Origin of the sequence: Streptomyces sp. NPDC050997 (assembly GCF_040660135.1) — a bacterium.
GTDB lineage: Bacteria > Actinomycetota > Actinomycetes > Streptomycetales > Streptomycetaceae > Streptomyces.
Window position 1 is genome coordinate 15,028 of record NZ_JBFAGK010000004.1, and the last position, 19,474, is coordinate 34,501.

The 19,474-nt window shown below is 70.0% G+C and carries 16 protein-coding genes; 7 read left to right on the forward strand and 9 right to left on the reverse strand.

What is annotated here, in order from left to right; all coding sequences use genetic code 11:
* Positions 1 to 5: 5 nt before the first annotated feature.
* The 4 genes from AB0H86_RS10000 to AB0H86_RS10015 all read right to left on the reverse strand — a co-directional run bounded on the left by AB0H86_RS10000 (position 6) and on the right by AB0H86_RS10015 (position 3,718).
* Complete coding sequence (locus AB0H86_RS10000) at positions 6 to 1,091, reverse strand: ABC transporter ATP-binding protein (protein ID WP_362435350.1); 1,086 nt, start codon at positions 1,089 to 1,091, stop codon at positions 6 to 8.
* A 213-nt stretch (positions 1,092 to 1,304) separates the two neighbouring features.
* Positions 1,305 to 2,171, reverse strand: a complete 867-nt coding sequence (locus tag AB0H86_RS10005) for an ABC transporter permease (protein WP_362436443.1) — start codon at positions 2,169 to 2,171, stop codon at positions 1,305 to 1,307.
* 131 nt (positions 2,172 to 2,302) lie between these two features.
* Positions 2,303 to 3,127, reverse strand: coding sequence for a molybdate ABC transporter substrate-binding protein (gene modA / locus AB0H86_RS10010; RefSeq protein ID WP_362435353.1), 825 nt, complete (start codon positions 3,125 to 3,127; stop codon positions 2,303 to 2,305).
* Positions 3,128 to 3,322: 195 nt separating this feature from the next.
* A complete protein-coding gene (locus AB0H86_RS10015; protein ID WP_362435355.1) occupies positions 3,323 to 3,718 on the reverse strand; it encodes a helix-turn-helix transcriptional regulator in 396 nt (131 codons plus the stop codon).
* Positions 3,719 to 3,819: 101 nt separating this feature from the next.
* On the opposite strand from AB0H86_RS10015, the gene AB0H86_RS10020 reads away from it, so the two are divergent.
* Positions 3,820 to 4,425, forward strand: coding sequence for a DUF1707 domain-containing protein (locus AB0H86_RS10020; protein ID WP_362435358.1), 606 nt, complete (start codon positions 3,820 to 3,822; stop codon positions 4,423 to 4,425).
* Between the two features lie 96 nt (positions 4,426 to 4,521).
* Here AB0H86_RS10020 and AB0H86_RS10025 read toward each other — a convergent pair whose 3' ends face one another.
* Positions 4,522 to 6,474 carry an amino acid transporter gene (locus tag AB0H86_RS10025; RefSeq protein ID WP_362435360.1) on the reverse strand — a complete coding sequence of 651 codons (1,953 nt, stop codon included), beginning with the start codon at positions 6,472 to 6,474 and terminating at the stop codon, positions 4,522 to 4,524.
* 305 nt (positions 6,475 to 6,779) lie between these two features.
* Between AB0H86_RS10025 and AB0H86_RS10030 the strand changes: the two genes are divergently transcribed.
* From AB0H86_RS10030 to AB0H86_RS10050, 5 genes are all read left to right on the forward strand, one after another.
* A complete protein-coding gene (locus AB0H86_RS10030) occupies positions 6,780 to 8,333 on the forward strand; it encodes a glycoside hydrolase family 43 protein (protein WP_362435362.1) in 1,554 nt (517 codons plus the stop codon).
* Positions 8,334 to 8,517: 184 nt separating this feature from the next.
* Positions 8,518 to 9,810 carry an extracellular solute-binding protein gene (locus AB0H86_RS10035; RefSeq protein ID WP_362436445.1) on the forward strand — a complete coding sequence of 431 codons (1,293 nt, stop codon included), beginning with the start codon at positions 8,518 to 8,520 and terminating at the stop codon, positions 9,808 to 9,810.
* A gap of 6 nt (positions 9,811 to 9,816) precedes the next feature.
* Positions 9,817 to 10,815, forward strand: a complete 999-nt coding sequence (locus tag AB0H86_RS10040; protein WP_362435365.1) for a sugar ABC transporter permease — start codon at positions 9,817 to 9,819, stop codon at positions 10,813 to 10,815.
* A 113-nt stretch (positions 10,816 to 10,928) separates the two neighbouring features.
* On the forward strand, positions 10,929 to 11,693 hold the full coding sequence (locus AB0H86_RS10045; RefSeq protein ID WP_362436447.1) for a carbohydrate ABC transporter permease: 765 nt from the start codon (positions 10,929 to 10,931) through the stop codon (positions 11,691 to 11,693).
* 88 nt (positions 11,694 to 11,781) lie between these two features.
* Positions 11,782 to 12,852 carry an endo-1,4-beta-xylanase gene (locus tag AB0H86_RS10050; RefSeq protein WP_362435367.1) on the forward strand — a complete coding sequence of 357 codons (1,071 nt, stop codon included), beginning with the start codon at positions 11,782 to 11,784 and terminating at the stop codon, positions 12,850 to 12,852.
* 67 nt (positions 12,853 to 12,919) lie between these two features.
* On the opposite strand, the gene AB0H86_RS10055 is transcribed toward AB0H86_RS10050, so the two are convergent.
* The 3 genes from AB0H86_RS10055 to AB0H86_RS10065 form a co-directional block, all read right to left on the reverse strand.
* A complete protein-coding gene (locus AB0H86_RS10055; protein WP_362435369.1) occupies positions 12,920 to 13,969 on the reverse strand; it encodes a LacI family DNA-binding transcriptional regulator in 1,050 nt (349 codons plus the stop codon).
* Positions 13,970 to 14,255: 286 nt separating this feature from the next.
* The gene (locus AB0H86_RS10060) at positions 14,256 to 14,459 is read right to left on the reverse strand and encodes a DUF5999 family protein (RefSeq protein WP_362435371.1); all 204 of its coding nucleotides are present in this window, start codon (positions 14,457 to 14,459) and stop codon (positions 14,256 to 14,258) included.
* A 414-nt stretch (positions 14,460 to 14,873) separates the two neighbouring features.
* The gene (locus AB0H86_RS10065; RefSeq protein WP_362435373.1) at positions 14,874 to 15,458 is read right to left on the reverse strand and encodes a hypothetical protein; all 585 of its coding nucleotides are present in this window, start codon (positions 15,456 to 15,458) and stop codon (positions 14,874 to 14,876) included.
* Between the two features lie 551 nt (positions 15,459 to 16,009).
* Between AB0H86_RS10065 and AB0H86_RS10070 the strand changes: the two genes are divergently transcribed.
* On the forward strand, positions 16,010 to 17,527 hold the full coding sequence (locus AB0H86_RS10070) for a glutamate--cysteine ligase (RefSeq protein WP_362435375.1): 1,518 nt from the start codon (positions 16,010 to 16,012) through the stop codon (positions 17,525 to 17,527).
* Positions 17,528 to 17,627: 100 nt separating this feature from the next.
* Here AB0H86_RS10070 and AB0H86_RS10075 read toward each other — a convergent pair whose 3' ends face one another.
* Positions 17,628 to 19,433 (reverse strand): substrate-binding and VWA domain-containing protein, encoded by a 1,806-nt coding sequence (locus AB0H86_RS10075; protein ID WP_362435378.1) that lies wholly within the window; start codon positions 19,431 to 19,433, stop codon positions 17,628 to 17,630.
* Positions 19,434 to 19,474: the final 41 nt, after the last annotated feature.

A 19,474-nucleotide genomic window follows, 5' to 3' on the forward strand; every position in this document is an offset into this window, starting at 1 on the left:
AAGTCTTATGCCGGGTATGCGTGTGTCTGCGCCGCTTTGACCGTCGCCCAGACCGGAGCGCCGGGGTGCAGGTCGAGTTCGGCTGCGGCGACCGTGGTGAGGTCGGCGGTGAGGGGGAGTTCACCGGTGAGGTCCGCGCGGATCTGGTCGCCGTGGGTCTCCAGGCCGGCCACTTCGCAGCGCCAGAGGTTGCGGGCGCTGGAGCCCGTGGGCTTGTCCCGGTAGAGGGTGACGGCGCCGGGCGGGAACGCGACGAACACCGGGCCGGCGAGGTCTTCGGTGGTGGTGAGGGCGGAGCCGGCGTCGAGACGGACGGTGTGGCCTTCGGCCTGCCCCTTGTAGAGGTTCAGGCCGACCAGTTGCGCGATGTAGTCCGTACGGGGACGGCGGGCGATGTCGGCGGGAGTGCCCTCCTGGACGACCCCGCCGTGTTCGACGACGACGAGTCGGTCGGCCAGCACCATGGCGTCCAGCGGGTCGTGTGTGACCAGTACGGCGACGGCCTCGAACTCGGCCAGGTGACGGCGGAGTTGGGCGCGGACCTCCAGGCGGGTACGGGCGTCCAGGGCGGCGAGGGGCTCGTCGAGGAGGAGCAGGCGGGGGTGGGTGGCCAGGGCGCGGGCGACGGCGACGCGCTGGGCCTGACCGCCGGAGAGCTTGCGGGGCTTGGCGGAGGCGTGTTCGGCGAGGCCCATGCGGTCCAGCCACTCGGCGGCCTCCGCGCGGGCCTCCGCTTTGGTGGCGCCGTGACAGCGCGGGCCGAAGGCCACGTTGTCGAGGGCGGACAGGTGCGGGAAGAGCAGGTAGTCCTGGAAGACCACGCCGACAGGGCGGGACTCGGGCGGCGTACGGTCCATCGCGGCGCCGTCGAGGCGCAGATGGCCGCCCGTGAGAGGGACGAGACCGGCGAGCGCGCGCAGGGCGGTGGTCTTGCCGGCGCCGTTCGGACCGAGCAGCGCGACGACGTCACCCGGGGCGGCGGTAAGGGAGACGTCCAGTCGGAACGTGCCGCGTTCGACGACGAGACGGGAGTCGAGGCCCGTGTCGCGTACGTCCTCGGTGACGGGGTCGGCTGAGGTGGCGTCGGTCATGAGGGGCGTCCAGCTCGGTCTGGGAAGCGTGTGGGGTGATGCCGGGGGCGGTGGGGCTTTGAGCTGCGGGTGTGCGTCTCGCTGTCGCGGGGTGTCGGGGTGTCGGGGTGTCGGGGTGGCGGGTGTGGCTCGGGGGTGGTGGCTTGGGGTGGCGGGTGTCGGGGTTGTTCGGTTGTGCCTCGGCGGCCGCCGGCAGGGGCGTTCGGCAGCGGCTCAGGAGGTGGTCATCCAGCGGTCCCGCAGGCCCGCCAGTACGGCGATGGAGACGGCCAGCAGGACCAGGCTGAGGGCGATCGCGGCCGCCGGGTCGTTCTGCAGGGCCAGGTAGACCGCGAGCGGCATGGTCTGGGTACGGCCCGGGAAGTTGCCGGCGAAGGTGATCGTCGCCCCGAACTCGCCCAGCGCCCGCGCCCAGGCCAGGACGGAGCCCGCCGCGATGCCCGGCGCGATCAGCGGGAGCGTGACCCGGCGGAACGCGGTGAAGCGGGAGGCGCCCAGGGTGGTGGCCGCCTCCTCGTAGCGCGGGTCGGCGGCGCGCAGGGTGCCCTCGACGCTGATGACGAGGAACGGCATCGCCACGAACGTCTCCGCGAGGACGACGCCCGCGGTGGTGAACGGGAGCGTGATGCCGAACCAGGAGTCCAGCCACTGGCCCACCACTCCGTTGCGGCCGAGGGCGAGCAGCAGGGCCACACCGCCGACCACCGGGGGAAGGACGAGGGGCAGGGTGACCAGGGCACGGACCAGACCGCGGCCGGGGAAGTCGGTGCGCGCCAGCAGCCAGGCCAGCGGGACGCCGATGACCAGGCTCAGGGCGGTCGCCGCCGTGGCGCACACCAGTGACAGGCGCAGGGCCTGCCAGACCTCGGCGCTGGTCAGCTGCTCGGGGAGGCTGTGCCACGGGGCACGTACCAGCAGGGCGATGAGGGGGAGGAGCAGGAACGCCAGACCCGCCAGGGCGGGGAGGAGGAGAGGCAGCGGGACGCCGCGGCCCCCTCGATGACGCCGGGGTGCGTCGTGACCCCTTCCGGCCCGGCCGGCCCCTCGACGCCGTGGGCCGCCCCGCAGAGTGACGGCCACGGGGGCGGGCCCGGCGAGGGCGGGCGGGACCTTGCCGGGTCCGGTGGGACGGGAGGTGGTCCTGCCGGACCCGGACCCGGGGGTGGCCCCGCCGGGTCCGGTGGGGTCGGGCGTCGCCTGGTCCGGGCCGGTCACGGCTTGAGGAACCCGGCCCCGGTCAGGACCTTCTGGCCTTCGGCGGAGTTGACCAGCTCGATGAACGCCTTCGCCGTTTCGGGGTTCTGGGCGTTCTTGAGGAGGGCGATCGGGTAGTCGTTGATGGCGTCGGCCGACTCGGGGAAGTCCACACCCTGCACCTTGTCACCGGCCGCGTGCACGTCGGTCTTGTAGACGACGGCGGCGTCGGCCTCCTTCAGCTCGACCTTGGTCAGAGCGGCCTTGACGTCCTGCTCGTAGGAGACCGGGGTGACCTTCAGCTTGCCGGCGTCCAGTGCTTTCTGGGCGGCGGCGCCGCACGGCACCTCCTTGTCGCACAGGACGACCTTCAGTTTCGTGTTGGTGAGGTCCTTCAGGGTGGCGATCTTGTCGGGGTTGCCCGGCAGGATGGCGATCTCCAACTGGTTGCGGACAAAGGTGCTCGGGGTGCCGGCGGCGTCCTTGGCGTCGGTGACGACGGCCATCGTCTTGGGGCTGGCGGAGGCGAAGACGTCGGCCGGTGCGCCGCTGGTGATGCTCGCGGCGAGGGTGTCGCTGCCGCCGAAGTTGAAGGTGATCTTCGTGCCGGGGTGATCCTTCTCGAAGTCCCGGCCCAGCGTCGTGAAACTCTCCTTGAGTGAGGCGGCGGCGAAGACGGTCACGTCGCCGGACAGCTTCGCCGACTCGGACGCCGAGGAGTCGGAGCCCGCGGCGCCCGAGTCCGAGTCGGACGAGGCGCAGGCGGACAGCGTCAGCAGCGCGGCGACTCCCGCGCCGGCCAACTGCAGCGTACGGCGGGTCCGGCGCACGGAACGGGTCATCACGGGTCCACTCCCTCGGTCTGCCTGGAGAAGAGCCCGTCGGACCCTTCCGATGCGCCGATCATACTTCCGCATATGCGAGGGATAAGTCTCCTGGTGCGTCGCATGAGCTGGCGTAAGTGAGGGTGAGGGTACGCAGGTGCGTTTCTACGGAATCCGCCGTCCGGTGTTCACGTGATCCGTGGACCCGGTGTTTCAGACGCGGTCGATGTGCACGTTCGTCGACTTCACGCGAGCCGTGGCCTCCATGCCGACCTCCAGACCGAGTTCCTCGACCGCCTCGCGGGTCAGGAGGGAGACGAGTCGGTGCGGGCCGGCCTGGATCTCGACCTGGGCGGCGACATCGCCGAGCTTGATCGCGGTGACGATGCCGGGGAAGGCGTTGCGGGCGGAGGTGTACGGCGTGTCCTCCTCGCTGCTGCCGGTCTTGGCGAGTTCCACCGAGAAGGCGGCCAGGTCCCGCCCGTCGACGAGCCGTTTCCCGCTGTCGTCGCGGTGGGTGGCCACCCGGCCGGCGTCGGCCCAGCGTCGCGCGGTGTCAGGGCTCACGCCGAGCAGCCGCGCTGCCTGGCCGATCGTGTAGGACTGCATGCCGGTCACGATAGGGCGCCGACGGGGAACCGCGGGCGGGGGGTTGGCCGTTGGGTATAACGCGATATAGCTTTAGTGTGACGACGGAGGGGATGAGGCGCATGGCTGATGGGTCATCTCATGTCAGCGGACTGCCTGGTGTCGGCACGGAGCTCGGGCTGAGGGCTTCGCACGCGGACCGGGACCAGGTCGTGGACGTGCTGCGGGTCGCTGCGGGGGACGGGCGGCTGACCGCGGAGGAACTCGATGAGCGGGTGGGTGCCGCGCTGACCGCGCGCACGATGGGAGAGCTGGCCGTTCTCACGGCGGATCTGCCGACGGCGACCGCGAGTTGGGGCGCGGCCGAGGTCAAGGACGTCGTGCGGATCGAACAGGAGGGTGCCTCGACGCGGCGCGGTGAGGGCTGGGTGGTGCCGCGGCGGATGGAGATCCGTTCCGCGTGGGGCGAGGTGATACTCGACTTCACCCAGGCCGTGATCACATACGACACACTGCGCCTCGACCTCGACATCCGTGGCGGCTCCCTGAAGCTGCTCACGCGGCCGGGCGTCGTCGTGGACACGGACGCCCTGGTGACCAACTACGCCAAGATCAAGGCGTCGCGGTCGGCTGTGCCGGAGACACCTGTGGTGTTGCGTGTGGAGGTGGCCGGTGAGCTGAGTTTCGGGCAGGTCGTGGTGCGTCCGCCGCGGAGGTTCGGGAGGTAGCGGAGCCACGGGTTCCTGGGCCTGGAGCCCGTGCAGAAGTCGAGGTCGGTCCCGTGGGTCGACCTCCGCGCTTCGGCCCGTGATGCGACCCGCGCTTCAGCCGGTATGGACCCGTGGTCGTCGCGCACGGTCCGGTTCGGCCTCGCGGAGAACCTCTCGGGTGACCGGGGCGACCTCGCCCTGACCGAAGAGGAAGAAGCGCAGGAAGTTGGCGAAGGGGTTGCCCTCGGTCCACTCGAAGTAGATGTGCGGGGTGCACCTGGTCGAGTCGCGCACATGGAGGAGCAGGGCGGCCAGGGCGTTCGGAATGGAGGAGGACTCCAGGGTCAGGACGCGGTAGCGGTTGTGCAGGACCTCGCCGTGTACCGTCAGGCCGGCCTCGAACTCGGACGGGTCGACGACCGTGACCTCGACGAAGACGAAGTCCTCCCCGGGGGTGTCGTTGTCCTGCTGGATCTGCTCGATCTTGTCGCGGTACTCGGCCTTGTCCCGCTGGTCCGGCTCGTTGGCGATGAACCGTATCTTGCGGCTTGCCATGTCGCGGATGAAACGTTCCGCCATGTCGTCGAGCGTCACGCTGGTCACGCGGAGCTCGAAGGCACGGGCCAGCCGGGACAGCAGGGAGACCAGGATGATGCCGGCGATGAAGCAGGCGCCGATCTTCACGCCGTCGGGGCGCTCGATGACGTTCATGACGGTCGTGTAGAGGAAGATCGCCGAGATCACCGCGAAGGCGACGGTCCAGTGCCGCTGGCCGGCCTTGCGTGCGGCGATGGTCACCGCGATCGCGGCGGAGCTGATCAGGACCAGCACACCGGTGGCGTAGGCGCCGCCCTGCGCGTCGACGTCCGCGTCGAAGATCCAAGTGACCAGGAACGCGATCAGGGTGAAGACGATGACCATGGGGCGCACCGCGCGGGCCCAGTGCGGAGCCATGCCGTAGCGGGGCAGATAGCGGGGCATCAGGTTGAGCAGTCCGGCCATCGCGGAGGCGCCGGCGAACCAGAGGATGGCGATGGTCGAGACGTCGTAGACCGTGCCGAAGGCGTTGCCCAGGTAGTCGTGCGCGAGGAAGGCCAGCGCGCGTCCGTTGGCCTCGCCGCCGGGCTCGAACTCCTTCTCCGGGATCAGCAGGGTGGTGATGAAACTGGTGGCGATCAGGAAGCCGCTCATGATCAGGGCGGCGACGGTGAGCAGCTTCTTCGTGTCCCGGATGCGTCCGGTCGGCCGTTCGTCGGTGTCGTCCGGGTCGCCCTGGACGTGCGGCATGACGGCGACGCCGGTCTCGAAACCGGAGAGGCCGAGGGCGAGTTTGGGGAAGACGAGCAGGGCCACGCCGACCATGGCGAAGACGTTGCCGTGCTCGGCGGTCAGGGCGCTGGACCAGTCGGCGACGACATGGCCCGCGGTGATCACGTGCCACAGACCGACGAACACGACGACGAGGTTCAGCACGAGGTAGACGCCGACGAGGGCGACCGCGACACCGATCGCCTCCAGGAAGCCCTTGAGGAACACCGCGCCGAGCAGCGCCACGAGCACGAGGGTGATCAGCATCTTCTGGTCGTGCAGGGTGCTCGTCAGGTGCGGGTTCTCGATCAGGTGGGTCGAGGCGTCCGCCGCGGAGAGGGTGATGGTGATCAGGAAGTCGGTGGCGGCGAAGCCGAGCAGGGTCAGGACGAACAGCTTGCCCTTCCAGAAGGACAGCAGCCGCTCCAGCATCGCGATCGAGCCCTCGCCGCGCGGGCTCTCCTCGGCCACTCGCCGGTACACGGGCAGTGCGCCGGCGAGGGTGACGATCACCAGCACGATGGTCGCTACCGGTGACAGCAGGCCGGCCGCGAGGGCCGCGATACCTGGCTGGTAACCGAGAGTGGAGAAGTAGTCGACACCGGTCAGACACATCACCCGCCACCAGCGCTGGCCCTTGTGCGCGGGTTCCGGTACGGCGTGGGGTCCCTGGTGGCCGCCGTCCTTTCCCATGTCGGACAGCCCCTCCAGCATCCAGGTGCGCAGACGACTGGAAGGAGGGTGTTCGGTGGTGGCCATTGAGGGTGCTCCTGAGGTGCGGCTCAACGTGTGGATCCGGCCATCACGTGTACGGCGGGACAAGCGTAAGCAGAGAGTGACACCCGGGCCCAAGGATGGGGGTGCCGAGGGCGTCAAGCTTCCGTTAAGACTGACGGGGCGGGCGTCAGGGTTTGATCTTGTCCGGGCTCAGCCGATCCCGTCCCGGCGTGCCCCTCGCCACGTCTTGCCCCGGTCGTCGAGGCCACCTACAGTGCTGCTCCGTAACGTTCGCCAGATCATCCGAAAGTTTCGCTCCATCGCGACGCTCGAAGGGACTGACGCGCATGCGGACGTACGACAATCCGGTACTCGGTGGCTTCCATCCCGACCCCAGTGTGTGCCGGGTGGGCGAGGACTACTACGTCGTCTGCTCAAGCTTCGAGTACTTCCCGGGCGTCCCCCTCTTCCACAGCCGTGACCTCGTGCACTGGCGGCAGATCGGCAACGTCCTGGACCGGCCCGGGCAGTTGACGCTGCCCGACCACACGGTGGCCTCCGCGGGGATCTACGCCCCGACGATCCGGTACCACGACGGCCGCTTCTACATGATCACGACCAATGTCTCCGGTGGCGGCAACTTCCTCGTCACCAGCGAGCGGCCCGAAGGCCCCTGGTCCGACCCGGTCTGGATCGACCTGGAGGGGATCGACCCCGACCTGGCCTGGGACGACGACGGCTCCTGTTGGTGCGCCGTCTCCGGAGTACGGGTGGCACGCATCGACCCCGCGACGGGCACCGTGCTGGAGGGGCCGCTCCCGGTATGGTCCGGGACCGGTATGCAGCACCCCGAGGCGCCGCACCTCTACCGCATCGGCGACTGGTGGTACCTGATGCTCGCCGAGGGCGGTACCGCACACGGCCACAGCGTCTCGATCGCCCGCGCCCGCTCCCCGCGCGGCCCCTACGAACCGGCCCCCGGCAACCCGCTCCTCTCCCATCGCGGCACCGACCTGCCCGTCCAGTGCACCGGTCACGCCGATCTGGTCCAGGCGCCCGACGGAACCTGGTGGATGCTGCTTCTGGGCACCCGGCCCCGCGGCTTCTTCCCCTCCTTCCACGTGCTCGGCCGGGAGACCTTCCTGACCCCTGTGGAGTGGGCGGACGGCTGGCCGCGGGTCGGCCCGGTGCGCGAGCGGCATCCGGCACCGGCGGCCTGGCATCCCGTCGAACTCCCGCCGGAGCGGGACGACTTCGACGCCTCGGACCTCGCGCCGCACTGGATCTCCCCGCGCCGCAGGCCCGAGACTTCCTGGTCGCTGGACGAACGGCCGGGACGGCTGACCCTGCACGCCACGGGGGACAGCCTCGACCGGCCGGCCCACACCCTCGTGGGGCGCCGGCAGCAGCACCCCGACTGCCGGGTCGCGGCCCGCCTGGACCCCGGAGCGGGTCGCGCCGGGCTGTCCGTCCGTATCGACGAGGCCCACCACTACGACCTCGAAGTCGCCGGGGGAGAGGCGAGCGTCATCGCCCGTATCGGACCTGTTCGACAGCGCGTCGCCCGGCGGCCGGTCCCGCCGGGGCCGGTCACGCTCGTCGTGGAGATCCGCACGGCGTCCCTCGTGACCCCCCTCTCCACGAGCGCACGCGAACCAGCCCCCGGCATCCGGGCCGGCGGCCCCGACACGGTTTCCTTCTCGGTCGAGGTCGAGGCGGACCACAAGGCCGACGACGAGCCCGACGACGAGCCCGAGAGCCCCGGGCCGTTGGCCGAACTCGACGGGCGCTATCTCTCCACCCAGGTCGCCGGCGGCTTCACCGGGCGGGTGATCGGGATGTACGTCACCGAGGGCAGCGTGGCCTTCGACTGGTTCGCCTACACGCCCTCCGACTCGTGAACCGGCGGCTTTCCGGAACGAGTTGACGGGGACCTCCCCCGAGATTCCCCGCGTACAAGGGGTTGCCACCGTTTGGCCGCTGTCTCTAGGGTGCGGCAACGACGAACCTTTCTGGATTATCTCCGAAACTTTCGGTCCAACGGACGGGCGTGGATGCGCCCTCCCGTACCCCAAGGAGCGCATGATGGGCGACCCGGCACTGTCCCGCCGCGGCTTCCTGGCGGCCTCCGCCGCGGCCGGCCTGAGCATGACGGCACTGAGCGGCTGTGGCGGCGACTCGGACGGAGGGTCGTCCGGGACGACCACCATCGAGTGGTGGAACATCTCCACGATTGAACCGGCGAAGGGCGTCTGGGCGTCTCTGGCAAAGAAGTTCGAGGCGCAGAACCCCAAGGTCAAGATAAAGATCGTCCAGTTGGAGAACGACGCCTACAAGTCGAAGATGACGGCGCTGACCGCTTCCGGGAAGCTGCCCGACATCTTCCACACCTGGGGCGGAGGTGTCCTGAAGCAGCAGGCCGACGCCGGGCTGGTCGAGGACCTCACCGACCGGACCAAGCCGTGGGCCGACGCCCTGCTGAAGGCCGCGAAGGCGCCGTACCTGCTCGACGACAAGGTGTACGGCATTCCGTTCGACATCGGCATGATCGGCTTCTGGTACAACAAGGCCCTGTTCAAGCAGGCCGGGGTCAGCACGCCTCCGACCACCTGGAGCGACTTCCTCGAAGCCGTGGGCAAGCTCAAGACCAAGGGCATCACCCCCATCGGTCTCGCGGGCAAGGAGAAGTGGCCCGGCATGTACTACTGGGCGTACCTCGCCATGCGCACGGCCGGTGCGGACGCCCTGCAGAAGGCCTACGACGACAAGGACTTCACCGGAGCCGAGTTCGTCGCGGCGGGCGAGCACCTCAAGGAACTCGTGGACCTCCAGCCCTTCCAGAAGGGGTTCCTCAACGCCGCCTACTCCAGCCCCACCGGCCAGGCCGCGGCCGTCGGCAACGGCAAGGCGGCGATGGAACTCATGGGTCAGTGGGCCCCCGCGGTGCAGGCCGACGCGGGCAAGGGCCTCGGGGACGACCTCGGCTTCTTCCCCTTCCCCGCCGTGGAGGGCGGCAAGGGCGCCATCACCGAGGTGTTCGGCGGGGGCGGCGGGCACGCGCTGCGCAGGGGCGCCCCGCAGGCGGCCGTCGACTTCCTGAAGTTCTTCGCCTCCGAGGCGACCGACCTGGAACTGGTCAAGAAGACCAATGTGCTGCCGGTGGTCCCAGGGGCCGAGAGCGCCATCACCGACCCCAACTTCAAGGCCGTACAAGCGCAGTTGAACGGCGCCACCGGCTTCCAGCTCTACCTCGACCAGGCATACGCCCCCGCCGTCGGCCAGGAGGTCAACGACAGCGTGGGCGCGCTCATCGCCGGCTCCAAGTCCCCCGAGCAGGTCGCCCAGTCGATCACGCAGGCCACGAAGGAAGAGCAGTAGCCGGCGATGACCTCCACGTTCCTTCCGGACAAGCGGACCGGCCCCGACGTCGATCTCCCGCCCCCGTCGGCGGGCGCGGCCCGGGGGCTGGCCCGGCGGCGCGTGCTGCACTGGCTCACCGCGACGGCCTTCCAACTGCCCGCCCTGGTGCTGTTCATCGGGCTCGTGCTGCTGCCGATGCTGTTCGCCCTGTACGCGGCCTTCTTCCGGTGGGGCGGCTTCGGCATGCCCTCCGACTACGTCGGCCTCGACAACTTCGACCGGCTCTTCGACGACCCGGTGTTCCTGGGCGACCTGTGGCGCTGTCTGGTCCTGATCCTGCTGTCGCTGGCCCTCCAGCTGCCGTTCGCGCTCGGCATGGCGGTGTTGCTGAACCAGCGGATGCGGGGCCGGGCGGTCTACCGGATGCTGTTCTTCGCGCCGTACATCCTGTCCGAGGCCATCACCGGGGTGCTGTTCAGCATGATCTTCGCCCCGGACGAGGGTCTCGCCGACCAGGTCCTGGGCGGCGTGGGCCTGGAAGGGCTCGGCAGCACCTGGTTCGCCGACCCCTCCACCGTGATGGCGACCCTCTTCCTCGTCATGACCTGGAAGTTCTTCGGCTTCCACATGATGCTCTACCTGGCCGGACTGCAGTCCATCCCGGCCGAGTTGACCGAGGCGGCACTCATCGACGGCGCGAGTGCCTGGCAGCGCTTCCGCAACGTCACCCTGCCGCTGCTCGCACCGACCCTGCGTATCAGCGTGTTCCTGTCCGTCATCGGCTCGATCCAGCTCTTCGACCTGGTGTGGGTGATCACGCAGGGCGGCCCCGACCACCACTCCGAGACCATGGCCGTGACCATGTTCCAGTACGGCTTCAAGCGCTACCAGGTCGGCTACGCCGGAGCGATCAGCGTGGTCATGTTCGGCATCAGCCTCGTCTTCGCCCTCGCCTACCAGCGGTTCGTGCTCCGCCGCGACCTCGAAGGGGCCACCACGACCATGCGAGGAGGCGGGAAGTGACCCTCACCCAGAAGACGCCGACACGGAATTCGCCGCCGCGGAAGGCGCTCACGAGGACGTCCCGCGGGAAGACGCTCCCGGTCCACGTCGTCCTCGTCACGGTCGGCGCGGTGATGGCCGTACCCCTGCTCTACGCGATCGTCTCCGGCTTCAAGTCCACCGACCAGCTCTCCCGCAACCCGATCGGGCTGCCCGACCCGTGGGTGACCTCCAACTACACCGGCATCCTCGGCTCGGGCTCGTTCTGGCAGCTGATCGGCAGCAGCACGCTCATCGCGATCGGGACGACCGTCATCGTCGTCGCGGCATCCGCGCTCGCCGCGTTCTCCTTCGCCCGGTTCGCCTTCCGCGGCCGGGAGTTGCTGTTCACGCTGTTCACGATGGGGCTGATGTTCCCCTTCGCGGTGGCGGCCCTGCCGCTGTTCCTGCTGCTGCGCTCGCTGGGCCTGCTGGACAACCCGCTGGGCGTGATCCTGCCGCAGGCCGCGTTCGGACTGCCGATGACGATCATCATCCTGCGCGGGTTCTTCCGGCAGATCCCCGGCGAGCTGGAGGAGGCGGCCACGCTCGACGGGTGCGGCCCGTTCGGGTTCTTCTGGCGAATCCTGCTGCCCATGGCCCGGCCCGCGCTCGGCACCGTCTCGGTCCTCGCCGTGGTCGCCAGCTGGAACAACTTCCTCCTGCCGCTGCTGGTGTTCACCGACCCCACCTGGTGGACCATCCCGATCGGTGTGCAGCAGTTCCAGGGTCAGTACTCCGCGGAGTACGCCAAGGTCTTCGCCTACCTGGTGCTCGCCATGGTCCCCGCCCTCGCCTTCTACTCGGTCGCCGAGCGCCAGTTGGTCGGCGGCCTCGCCGCGGGCGCCACGAAGGGATGACCGGCACCCGCGGCCGTACAACTCACCCTCCCCGCCCCCGGACTTCGCTCAAGCAGGGGCACCCCATCCGCACGTGAGGAGTCGCACCATGCGCAGTACGACCACTCGCTCCCGCACCCGACTCAGACTCGCCGGCGCCCTCGCGGCCGTCCTGGTCGCCGCGGGTGCCGCGACCGGCCCGGCGGCCCAGGCCGGCGAACAGCACGGCAAGCAGCCCACCCTCACCGACCTCGCCCAGCGCCACGGCCGCTACTTCGGCAGTGCCACCGACAACCCCGAGCTCACCGACGAGCCGTACAAGGCGCTCCTCGGTAGCGAGTTCGACATGATCACGCCCGGCAACGGAATGAAGTGGTACGCCACCGAACCCCAGCAGGGCGTCTTCGACTGGTCCAAGGGCGACGAGATCGTGAACCTCGCCCGCGCCAACCACCAGCGGGTGCGCGGCCACACCCTGGTCTGGCACAGCCAGCTGCCCGGCTGGCTCACCGGCCGCACCTGGACGGCGCCCGAGCTGAGGGCCGTACTGAAGAAGCACATCCAGGCGGAGGTCCGACACTACCGGGGCAAGATCTACGCCTGGGACGTGGTCAACGAGGCGTTCAACGAGGACGGCACCTACCGCGAGACCGTCTTCTACAACACGCTCGGCCCCGGCTACATCGCCGACGCCCTGCGCTGGGCCCACCAGGCCGACCCGAAGGCCAAGCTCTACCTCAACGACTACAACATCGAGGCGATCGGCCCGAAGAGCGACGCCTACTACAAGCTGGCCCAGGAACTCCAGGCCCAGGGCGTCCCGCTCGACGGCATCGGTCTCCAGGCGCACCTGGCCCTCCAGTACGGGTATCCGACCACCCTGGAGGACAACCTCCGCCGCTTCTCACGGCTCCGACTGGACACCGCGCTCACCGAGGTCGACATCCGCATGTACGTGCCCGCCGACGAGGCGAAACTGGCCACGCAGGCCGAGTGGTACCGGGACATGACCGAGGCCTGCCTCGCGGTGCGCCGCTGCGTCGGCATCACGCTGTGGGACTACACGGACAGATACTCGTGGATCCCGGCGTTCTTCGAGGGCCAGGGCGCGGCGCTCCCGTGGGACGAGCAACTGGCGCCGAAGCCCGCGTACTTCGCGATCCGGGAGGCGCTGAAGTAGGGCGACCGCCGGCTCAGGAACCCGTTCCCGGGCGCCCGCGAGGGGGGGTGCCCGGGGACGTCCACGACTACGCCCCGGTCATCGGTGCCGTGCTGGCCCTGACCACCAGCTCGGTGCCGAGCTCCACCCTCGGGGAATCCGGCTGCTCGTCGCGGGTCATCCGCAGCACCGTGCGGACAGCCAGCTTGCCCATGTCGGCGAGCGGCTGGCGCACGGTGGTCAGCGGCGGAGCCGACCAGCGGACTTCCGGAAGATCGTCGAAACCGACCACACTCATGTCCTCCGGCACCCTGAGCCCCCGCCGCCGCAGCGCCTCGATCGCGCCGAGGGCCATCTGGTCGCTGGCCGCGAACACCGCGCTCGGCGGCTCGGGCAGCTCCAGCAGGGCGTTGCAGCCGGTGAACCCGGACTCCGGATGGAAGTCGCCGGGGACGACGAGGGAGTCGTCCACCGCGAGGCCCGCTCCCTCCAGCGCCGCGCGGTAGCCGTCGAAGCGGGCCCGGGAGCACAGCAGCCGGGGCGGCCCTGCGATCAGGCCGATCCTGCGGTGCCCCAGCGACAGCAGGTGCTCGGTGGCCGCCATACCGCCCGACCAGTTGGCCGCGCCGACGGTCGGCACGTCGAGAGCGGGGGAGCCCGCCGGGTCGACGACCACCAGCGGGACGCCGAGGATGCGCAGTTCCTCGTGCAGCACCGGCTCCAGCGCCGAGGTGACCAGGATGACGCCGTCGGAGGCGCGGGCCCGCAGATTGCGCAGCCACTCCCGGGCGTCGCCGGTGCGGCCGTGGATCGCGGACACCACGGTGCCCACCCCGGCCGCGTGGGCGACCTCCTCGACGCCCCGGATGATCTCCACGGCCCACGGGCTGTCGAGGTCGTTGAAGACGAGGTCGAGCAGGGCGGCCCGGGTGCCGGGGGCGGCGGGGCGCTTGCGGTAGCCGTGCCGTTGCAGCAGGTCCTCGACCCGGGCCCGGGTGCGTGGCGAGACGTCGGACCGGCCGTTCACCACCCGGGACACGGTCGGCACCGAGACCCCGGCCTGCCGGGCGATCTCCGTGATCGTGACCTTGCCCCGCGCCCGCGGCGCCGTCTCGGCGTCGGCCTCCCCTGCTGCCACTTCCCCACCTCCGTCGACGGTGCCCGTCGGCCCTCTGCGCACCGGACGGATCCACGAAACTTCCAGAAGTCTTCCGGAAGGAGGTGGACCGTGGGAAGAGCGCACTCCCGAGCGCGCCCCGAACGCCCTCTGAATGCGCGCGGGACGGCACCCGCGAGACCGCAGCACACACGAGGGGCTACGGGGAGTGACCGACCCCGGACATGCGTCGGGGCCGGTGCGCAGTCGAGGCTGCGAGCCGGCCCCTCAAGTACTCCGGGCGGCGCGGTGGACCGCCCGGTCGGGCTCAGGCGACTTTCAGTGCCTGGCCGGCCAGTGGACGGTGCGGGGCGATGACCCGGCCGTCCGGCAGGAGCTCACCGGTGTCCTCGAAGAGCAGGACTCCGTTGCACAGCAGGCTCCATCCCTGTTCCGGGTGATGCGCGGCGAGGCGCGCGGATTCCCGGTCGGCGGAGTCGGCTGTCGGGCACGGTGGCTGGTGCTGGCACATTGATGGGATCTTTCGCTCTGTCGTGACGGATGAGATGGATGTCGTGTCTGTTTCGCGGCTTGAAGCGTCGTTCATGGCCGCCCCCCGTTGGATAAGTCGGTCCGAACCCAGTGTTGCCCCACGGACGTCAATCCGCAGGGATTTAGCAGCACCGCTTCTCACAGGTTGATGACGCATCACCCGCCCGGACGGTTCACCCCAACTGCACTGTCACTTCGGATGGTTCGCAGGGGTCGGATGGGGCTGGTCCGGACGGGTCAGAGATCCCGTCCGGCTCGTACGAGCCATAAAGTGCTCGTACGAGCGAATAGGCCTGTGGGAATCCTGGTACGAGCGTAAGTGTGCCGGAAACAGCGTCGTACCCCGCTATCCGGAATTCGGGGCGGGGTACGAAGGTCGCCGAGGTGCGGAATGTCAGGCGGAAGAGCTGAGCAGTGGTGCGGGAGTCACCCGATGGGTGAGTACCGGGAGCAGGTCGGCCACCCGGTGCGGGCGGTGGGCGGCGATGCCGGGCGGGGCGGGCGCCAGCGGGACCAGCAGGTCGGTGGCGGCGAGGTGGCCGGTCGCGCCGTCGGCGGTGCAGTCGCCGTGCAGCCAGAGCGTCAGCATGTAGAGGCCGGGGATCGACAGCAGACGCGCCTGGTAGGGCTGCTTGATGGTCTCCGCCTGGCGCAGCGCGTGCTCGGTGGAGGCGATGTACGGGCCCTCGAAGAAGCGGGAGAACGCCCATCCGTCGGGCGTCAGCATGGTCTCGGCCGCGGCCACCGCGTGGTCGCCGCTGCGGATCAGGAAACGCCAGCCGGCCAGCCGGGTGGCGGGGACGCCGGTGGCGTCGATCCCGTCCAGGACGTGCACGGGCAGCGGCAGCTCGGGCGTGACAGGTCCCTGGGCGTGCAACAAGGAGGGGGTGCGTGCCTCACGGACCGCGGTGGGGGAACCGAGGGCGGTGAGGACGGAGCGAAGGGCTGGCGCGGGAGCAGGGGGGACATGCAGGGGCATGGTGGGTCGCCTCTCATTCGACAGGCACAGTGGCGCGAGGGCGGGGCGGGGCGGACGGCGCTGTCAGCTCGCGAGGCAAGAGAGGCGGGGGCCGTGGTCCGGTGAACCGGGGGCTGAGGCCTGCCGCATGTCACCTGACGGCAGGATCGAGGGCCGCGGGTGCCAGCCTTCTGCCTTGTTCGCGGAGTTTATACGACATATGTTCCTACGGTGTTTCGTCTAGCTGTTTCCGCTGGGCGCGGCAAGGGTTCATTCGGTCGGTGATTCGCGGAAAACATCCCGATTCCCGGGCGATCGCACGACGGTGACCTCGGGAAATGCCTGGGCGGTGGACGGCCCATTCTCGTCGGCGTTTTTCACGAGTTGCTCAGGGAACTCGAAACTGCACAGTGCACCATGCCTGGCGAATGTGCCACCGGTCACATCCGCAAGAGTAGCGGCTGTCAGGCCCGTCCGGGACGTTATCGATCGTCTCGGCTGGGCATCATCACACCTGACCCGGACATCGGCGGGCGGCTCGTCGGCCCGCCCAATCGAGGAGGGACGCTTCGATGGGGGAGAAGGTCGTGGCAGGCCAGTTCGACCTGTCCGATCGCCAGCGCTACCGTGACAAGCTCCGACAGTGCCTGACGGGGCTTGAGCGACTCCTGGCCGAGAAGCGGTTCGATCGCCCGAAGAACCTCATGGGGCTGGAGATCGAATTGAATCTCACGGGTTCGGACGGCATGCCGAAAATGCTCAACGCGCAGGTGCTTGAACGCATCGCAAGCCGAGATTTCCAAACAGAACTCGCCATGTTCAACCTGGAAGTCAACATAGCCCCACACCGTTTGGGTGGGCGGGTATTCGACCGGCTCGCCGAGGAACTCCGTACCTCTCTGGCATATGCCGACCGAAAAGCGGGGGAACTCGACGCGGGAATCGTGATGATCGGCATTCTGCCGACTCTGGACCGGGACGACCTGGTCTCCTCCAACCTCTCCGACGTCGACCGCTACGCCCTGCTCAACGAGCAGATCGTGGCCGCCCGCGGCGAGGAGTTCACCCTCGACATCGACGGCGTCGAGCGTCTGACCTGTACGTCGAAGTCCATCGCACCCGAAGCCGCCTGCACCTCCGTGCAGCTTCACCTCCAGGTCACCCCGGGCCGCTTCGCCGACGTGTGGAACGCCGCCCAGGCCGTCACCGCCGCGCAGATCGCCGTGGGCGCCAACTCGCCCTTCCTGTTCGGCCGTGAGCTGTGGTGCGAGTCCCGCCCGCCGCTGTTCCAGCAGTCCACCGACACCCGCCCGCCCGAACTCCAGGCTCAGGGCGTGCGCCCGCGCACATGGTTCGGTGAGCGGTGGATCTCCTCCGCCTACGACCTCTTCGAGGAGAACCTGCGCTACTACCCGGCCCTGCTGCCGATCTGCGACGAGGAGGACCCGCTCGCCGTCCTCGACGCGGGCGGTGTCCCGAAACTCGCCGAACTCGTCCTGCACAACGGCACCGTCTACCGCTGGAACCGCCCGGTCTACGGCATCGCCGACGGGGTCCCGCACCTGCGCGTCGAGAACCGCGTGCTGCCCGCCGGCCCCACCATCACCGACGTCATCGCCAACGCGGCCTTCTACTACGGCGTGGTCCGCGCCCTCGCCGAGGAGTCCCGGCCGGTGTGGACCAGGCTGCCGTTCGAAGCCGCCGCCGCCAACTTCGACGCCGCGTGCCGGTACGGCATCGACGCCCGCTTCACCTGGCCCCGGCGCGGCCGCTACGGCGGTACGGCGGAGATCGACGCGGTGAGCCTCGTACGGGACGAACTGCTGCCGCTCGCCGAGGCCGGGCTGGAGGCGTGGGGGGTCGAACCCGCCGACCGCGACCTGTATCTCGGGGTGATCGAGGAGCGGTGCCGGCGCCGGGTCAACGGCGCGTCCTGGCAGTCCGCGACCTTCCACCGGGCCCTGGAGGCCGGGCTGTCGAGGGAGGCCGCGCTGGCCGCGACGACCCGTCGGTACCGCGAGCTGATGCACGAAGGCGAACCCGTGCACACCTGGCCGGTGGGACTGCCGGAACCGGTGCCGCTGGGCTGAGGGCGAGAAGCCGGTCCGGGCGCCAGGGGGTGTCAGCCGTGGCCGGCACCCGGGTGTCAGGTGACGTCAGGCCTGGCTGGCACCCGGGTGTCATGAGGCGTCAGCCCTGGCTCTCACCCCGGGTGCCCGCCGCCACGATCGCCTTGAGGATCACCGATTGGATCTGGGCGGGATCGCTGACCTCCTGGCCCGAACCGCCGGTCGGCCTGGCGATCTGCTCGGCCTCCGCGCGATCGGCGTCGGGACCCACGGCGATGAGGATGAGCGGCACCGGCCGCTTCGGATCGGTGAGTTTCTCCAGTCGGGAGACCAGGTCGCCGCGCGAGATGCTGCCCGGGTCCTGGTTCACCCCGTCGGTCAGCACCACCAGCGCGTTGAACTTCCCCTTCACATAGGAGGAGGTCGCCGCCCGGTACGCGGCGAGCGTGGTGTCGTACAGCCCGGTGGCGCCGTTCGGCACCGGGGCCAGGCCGCTGAACGCCGTCGAGAGCCGGTCCCGCTGGGTGCCGCCGCCGACCCGGTCGCCGAGCCGTCGGGTCGGCACGAGCACGCGGTAGTCCTTGTCGCCGTCCAACTTGGTGGAGAACTTCCACAACCCGATCTCGTCCTCGGGTGTGAAGGTGGCCAGAGCCCGGAGGAGCGAGGCCTTGGTGACGTCCATCCGCGACCGCTCGGTGCGGGGGACCTGTTCCGACATCGACGAGGAGGCGTCCACCACCGTGGTGATCCGGGCGCTCTGCACCGTGATCGTCCACATGCCGAGGGTCTCCTCGAGCGTCTCCGCCGCGGCCGGTTCGACCGCGGGCTCGGCGTACGGCTGCGGACCACTGCCGCCGGCCTTCGCGACCAGCGTGTCCGACACCTCGTCGTCCGACGCCCGGAAGCCGTGCCGGGCCAGCAGCCGACGCTGTTCCGGCTGCCGGAGGTAGCTCATGAAGCGGATCGCGGCCCGGCTCTGGTCGGTGGTCAGCCCCGCCTGGGCGACCAGGGTGTACGGGTAGTCGAGCCGTGGCGAACCGTCCTTGGGATAGAAGAGGTCCAGGCTGCCGGCATGGTCGGCCGAGGAGTTGTACGCGAACGCGGCCTGCTCGGTCAGCACCAGCGCCTGGTTGCGCTTCGGGTTGCCCTGCTCAGAGGCCGAGGAGTCGCGCGGCAGCGTCTCCAGGACCTGCCCGTCGGTGTCCGAGGTGCGCTGCGCCAGCGCCTTCATCATCGCCGCGGCCTGTGTGTCCCCGTCCCCGTCCCGGTCCCCGCCCCCGTCCCCGTCCTCGGACTGAGCGGCGGCGCTGCTCAGCCGGGTGAGCGCGAGCAGCCCGGTCGCGCTGCGCGCGGGGTCGGCCGCGCCGAGCTTCAGCGAGTCGTCCTGCATGGCGGCGCCGGCCAGCTCCAGCCAGTTGTACGTCTTCTGCGGCCACCCCAGTGATTTCGCGGCCGTCGGCACCATCGCCATCCCGACCGGGGTGGAGGCGACGTTACCTACTTGGGACAGCTCGGCCGCGCCACTGCCCGCCGTCAGCCGCTGGACCCACAGGTCAGAGTCCGGCACCCACACCTGCATGTCCGGCTTCTCGCCCGCCAGCAGCGAGTTCGTGACCTTGTACGCGTCGCGCGCGGTCACTGTGACGGCGATGCAGCGCCCATCCGAGGTGAGGTCGTCGGCGCGAGCCCGTGTCGCCGCGGTCGTCAGGGCGGGCGCCAGGTCCGGCGAGGCGGCGAGCTTCAGCCGCACGGGGTCGTCCTGGCAGGAGGAGCCGAAGGAGAGCAGCCCGCTCTGGACGGCGGCCGCCGTGCCGCCGGCCACGGTGAGGACGAGGACGGTCGCGACGGCCATCGTGCGGCGGCGAGCGCGTGGGCGGGGGGCGCTGCCGCCCGCCCCATACTGATCGGGCAAGCTGTGACGTCCCATGACGGTGGTGCCCCTCCCTGTCGCCCTGCTGAGTCACGCGC

Excerpts from the sequence above, each read along its gene's own strand:
- AB0H86_RS10050 (WP_362435367.1), top strand. The coding sequence starts at position 11,782 with ATGCGCAGTACGACCACTCGCTCCCGCACCCGACTCAGACTCGCCGGC.
- AB0H86_RS10065 (WP_362435373.1), bottom strand. The coding sequence starts at position 15,458 with ATGCCCCTGCATGTCCCCCCTGCTCCCGCGCCAGCCCTTCGCTCCGTC.
- AB0H86_RS10035 (WP_362436445.1), top strand. The coding sequence starts at position 8,518 with ATGGGCGACCCGGCACTGTCCCGCCGCGGCTTCCTGGCGGCCTCCGCC.
- AB0H86_RS10075 (WP_362435378.1), bottom strand. The coding sequence starts at position 19,433 with ATGGGACGTCACAGCTTGCCCGATCAGTATGGGGCGGGCGGCAGCGCC.
- AB0H86_RS10070 (WP_362435375.1), top strand. The coding sequence starts at position 16,010 with ATGGGGGAGAAGGTCGTGGCAGGCCAGTTCGACCTGTCCGATCGCCAG.
- AB0H86_RS10020 (WP_362435358.1), top strand. The coding sequence starts at position 3,820 with ATGGCTGATGGGTCATCTCATGTCAGCGGACTGCCTGGTGTCGGCACG.
- modA (WP_362435353.1), bottom strand. The coding sequence starts at position 3,127 with ATGACCCGTTCCGTGCGCCGGACCCGCCGTACGCTGCAGTTGGCCGGC.
- AB0H86_RS10045 (WP_362436447.1), top strand. The coding sequence starts at position 10,929 with ATGGCCGTACCCCTGCTCTACGCGATCGTCTCCGGCTTCAAGTCCACC.
- AB0H86_RS10015 (WP_362435355.1), bottom strand. The coding sequence starts at position 3,718 with ATGCAGTCCTACACGATCGGCCAGGCAGCGCGGCTGCTCGGCGTGAGC.
- AB0H86_RS10060 (WP_362435371.1), bottom strand. The coding sequence starts at position 14,459 with ATGTGCCAGCACCAGCCACCGTGCCCGACAGCCGACTCCGCCGACCGG.
- AB0H86_RS10040 (WP_362435365.1), top strand. The coding sequence starts at position 9,817 with ATGACCTCCACGTTCCTTCCGGACAAGCGGACCGGCCCCGACGTCGAT.
- AB0H86_RS10000 (WP_362435350.1), bottom strand. The coding sequence starts at position 1,091 with ATGACCGACGCCACCTCAGCCGACCCCGTCACCGAGGACGTACGCGAC.
- AB0H86_RS10030 (WP_362435362.1), top strand. The coding sequence starts at position 6,780 with ATGCGGACGTACGACAATCCGGTACTCGGTGGCTTCCATCCCGACCCC.
- AB0H86_RS10025 (WP_362435360.1), bottom strand. The coding sequence starts at position 6,474 with ATGGCCACCACCGAACACCCTCCTTCCAGTCGTCTGCGCACCTGGATG.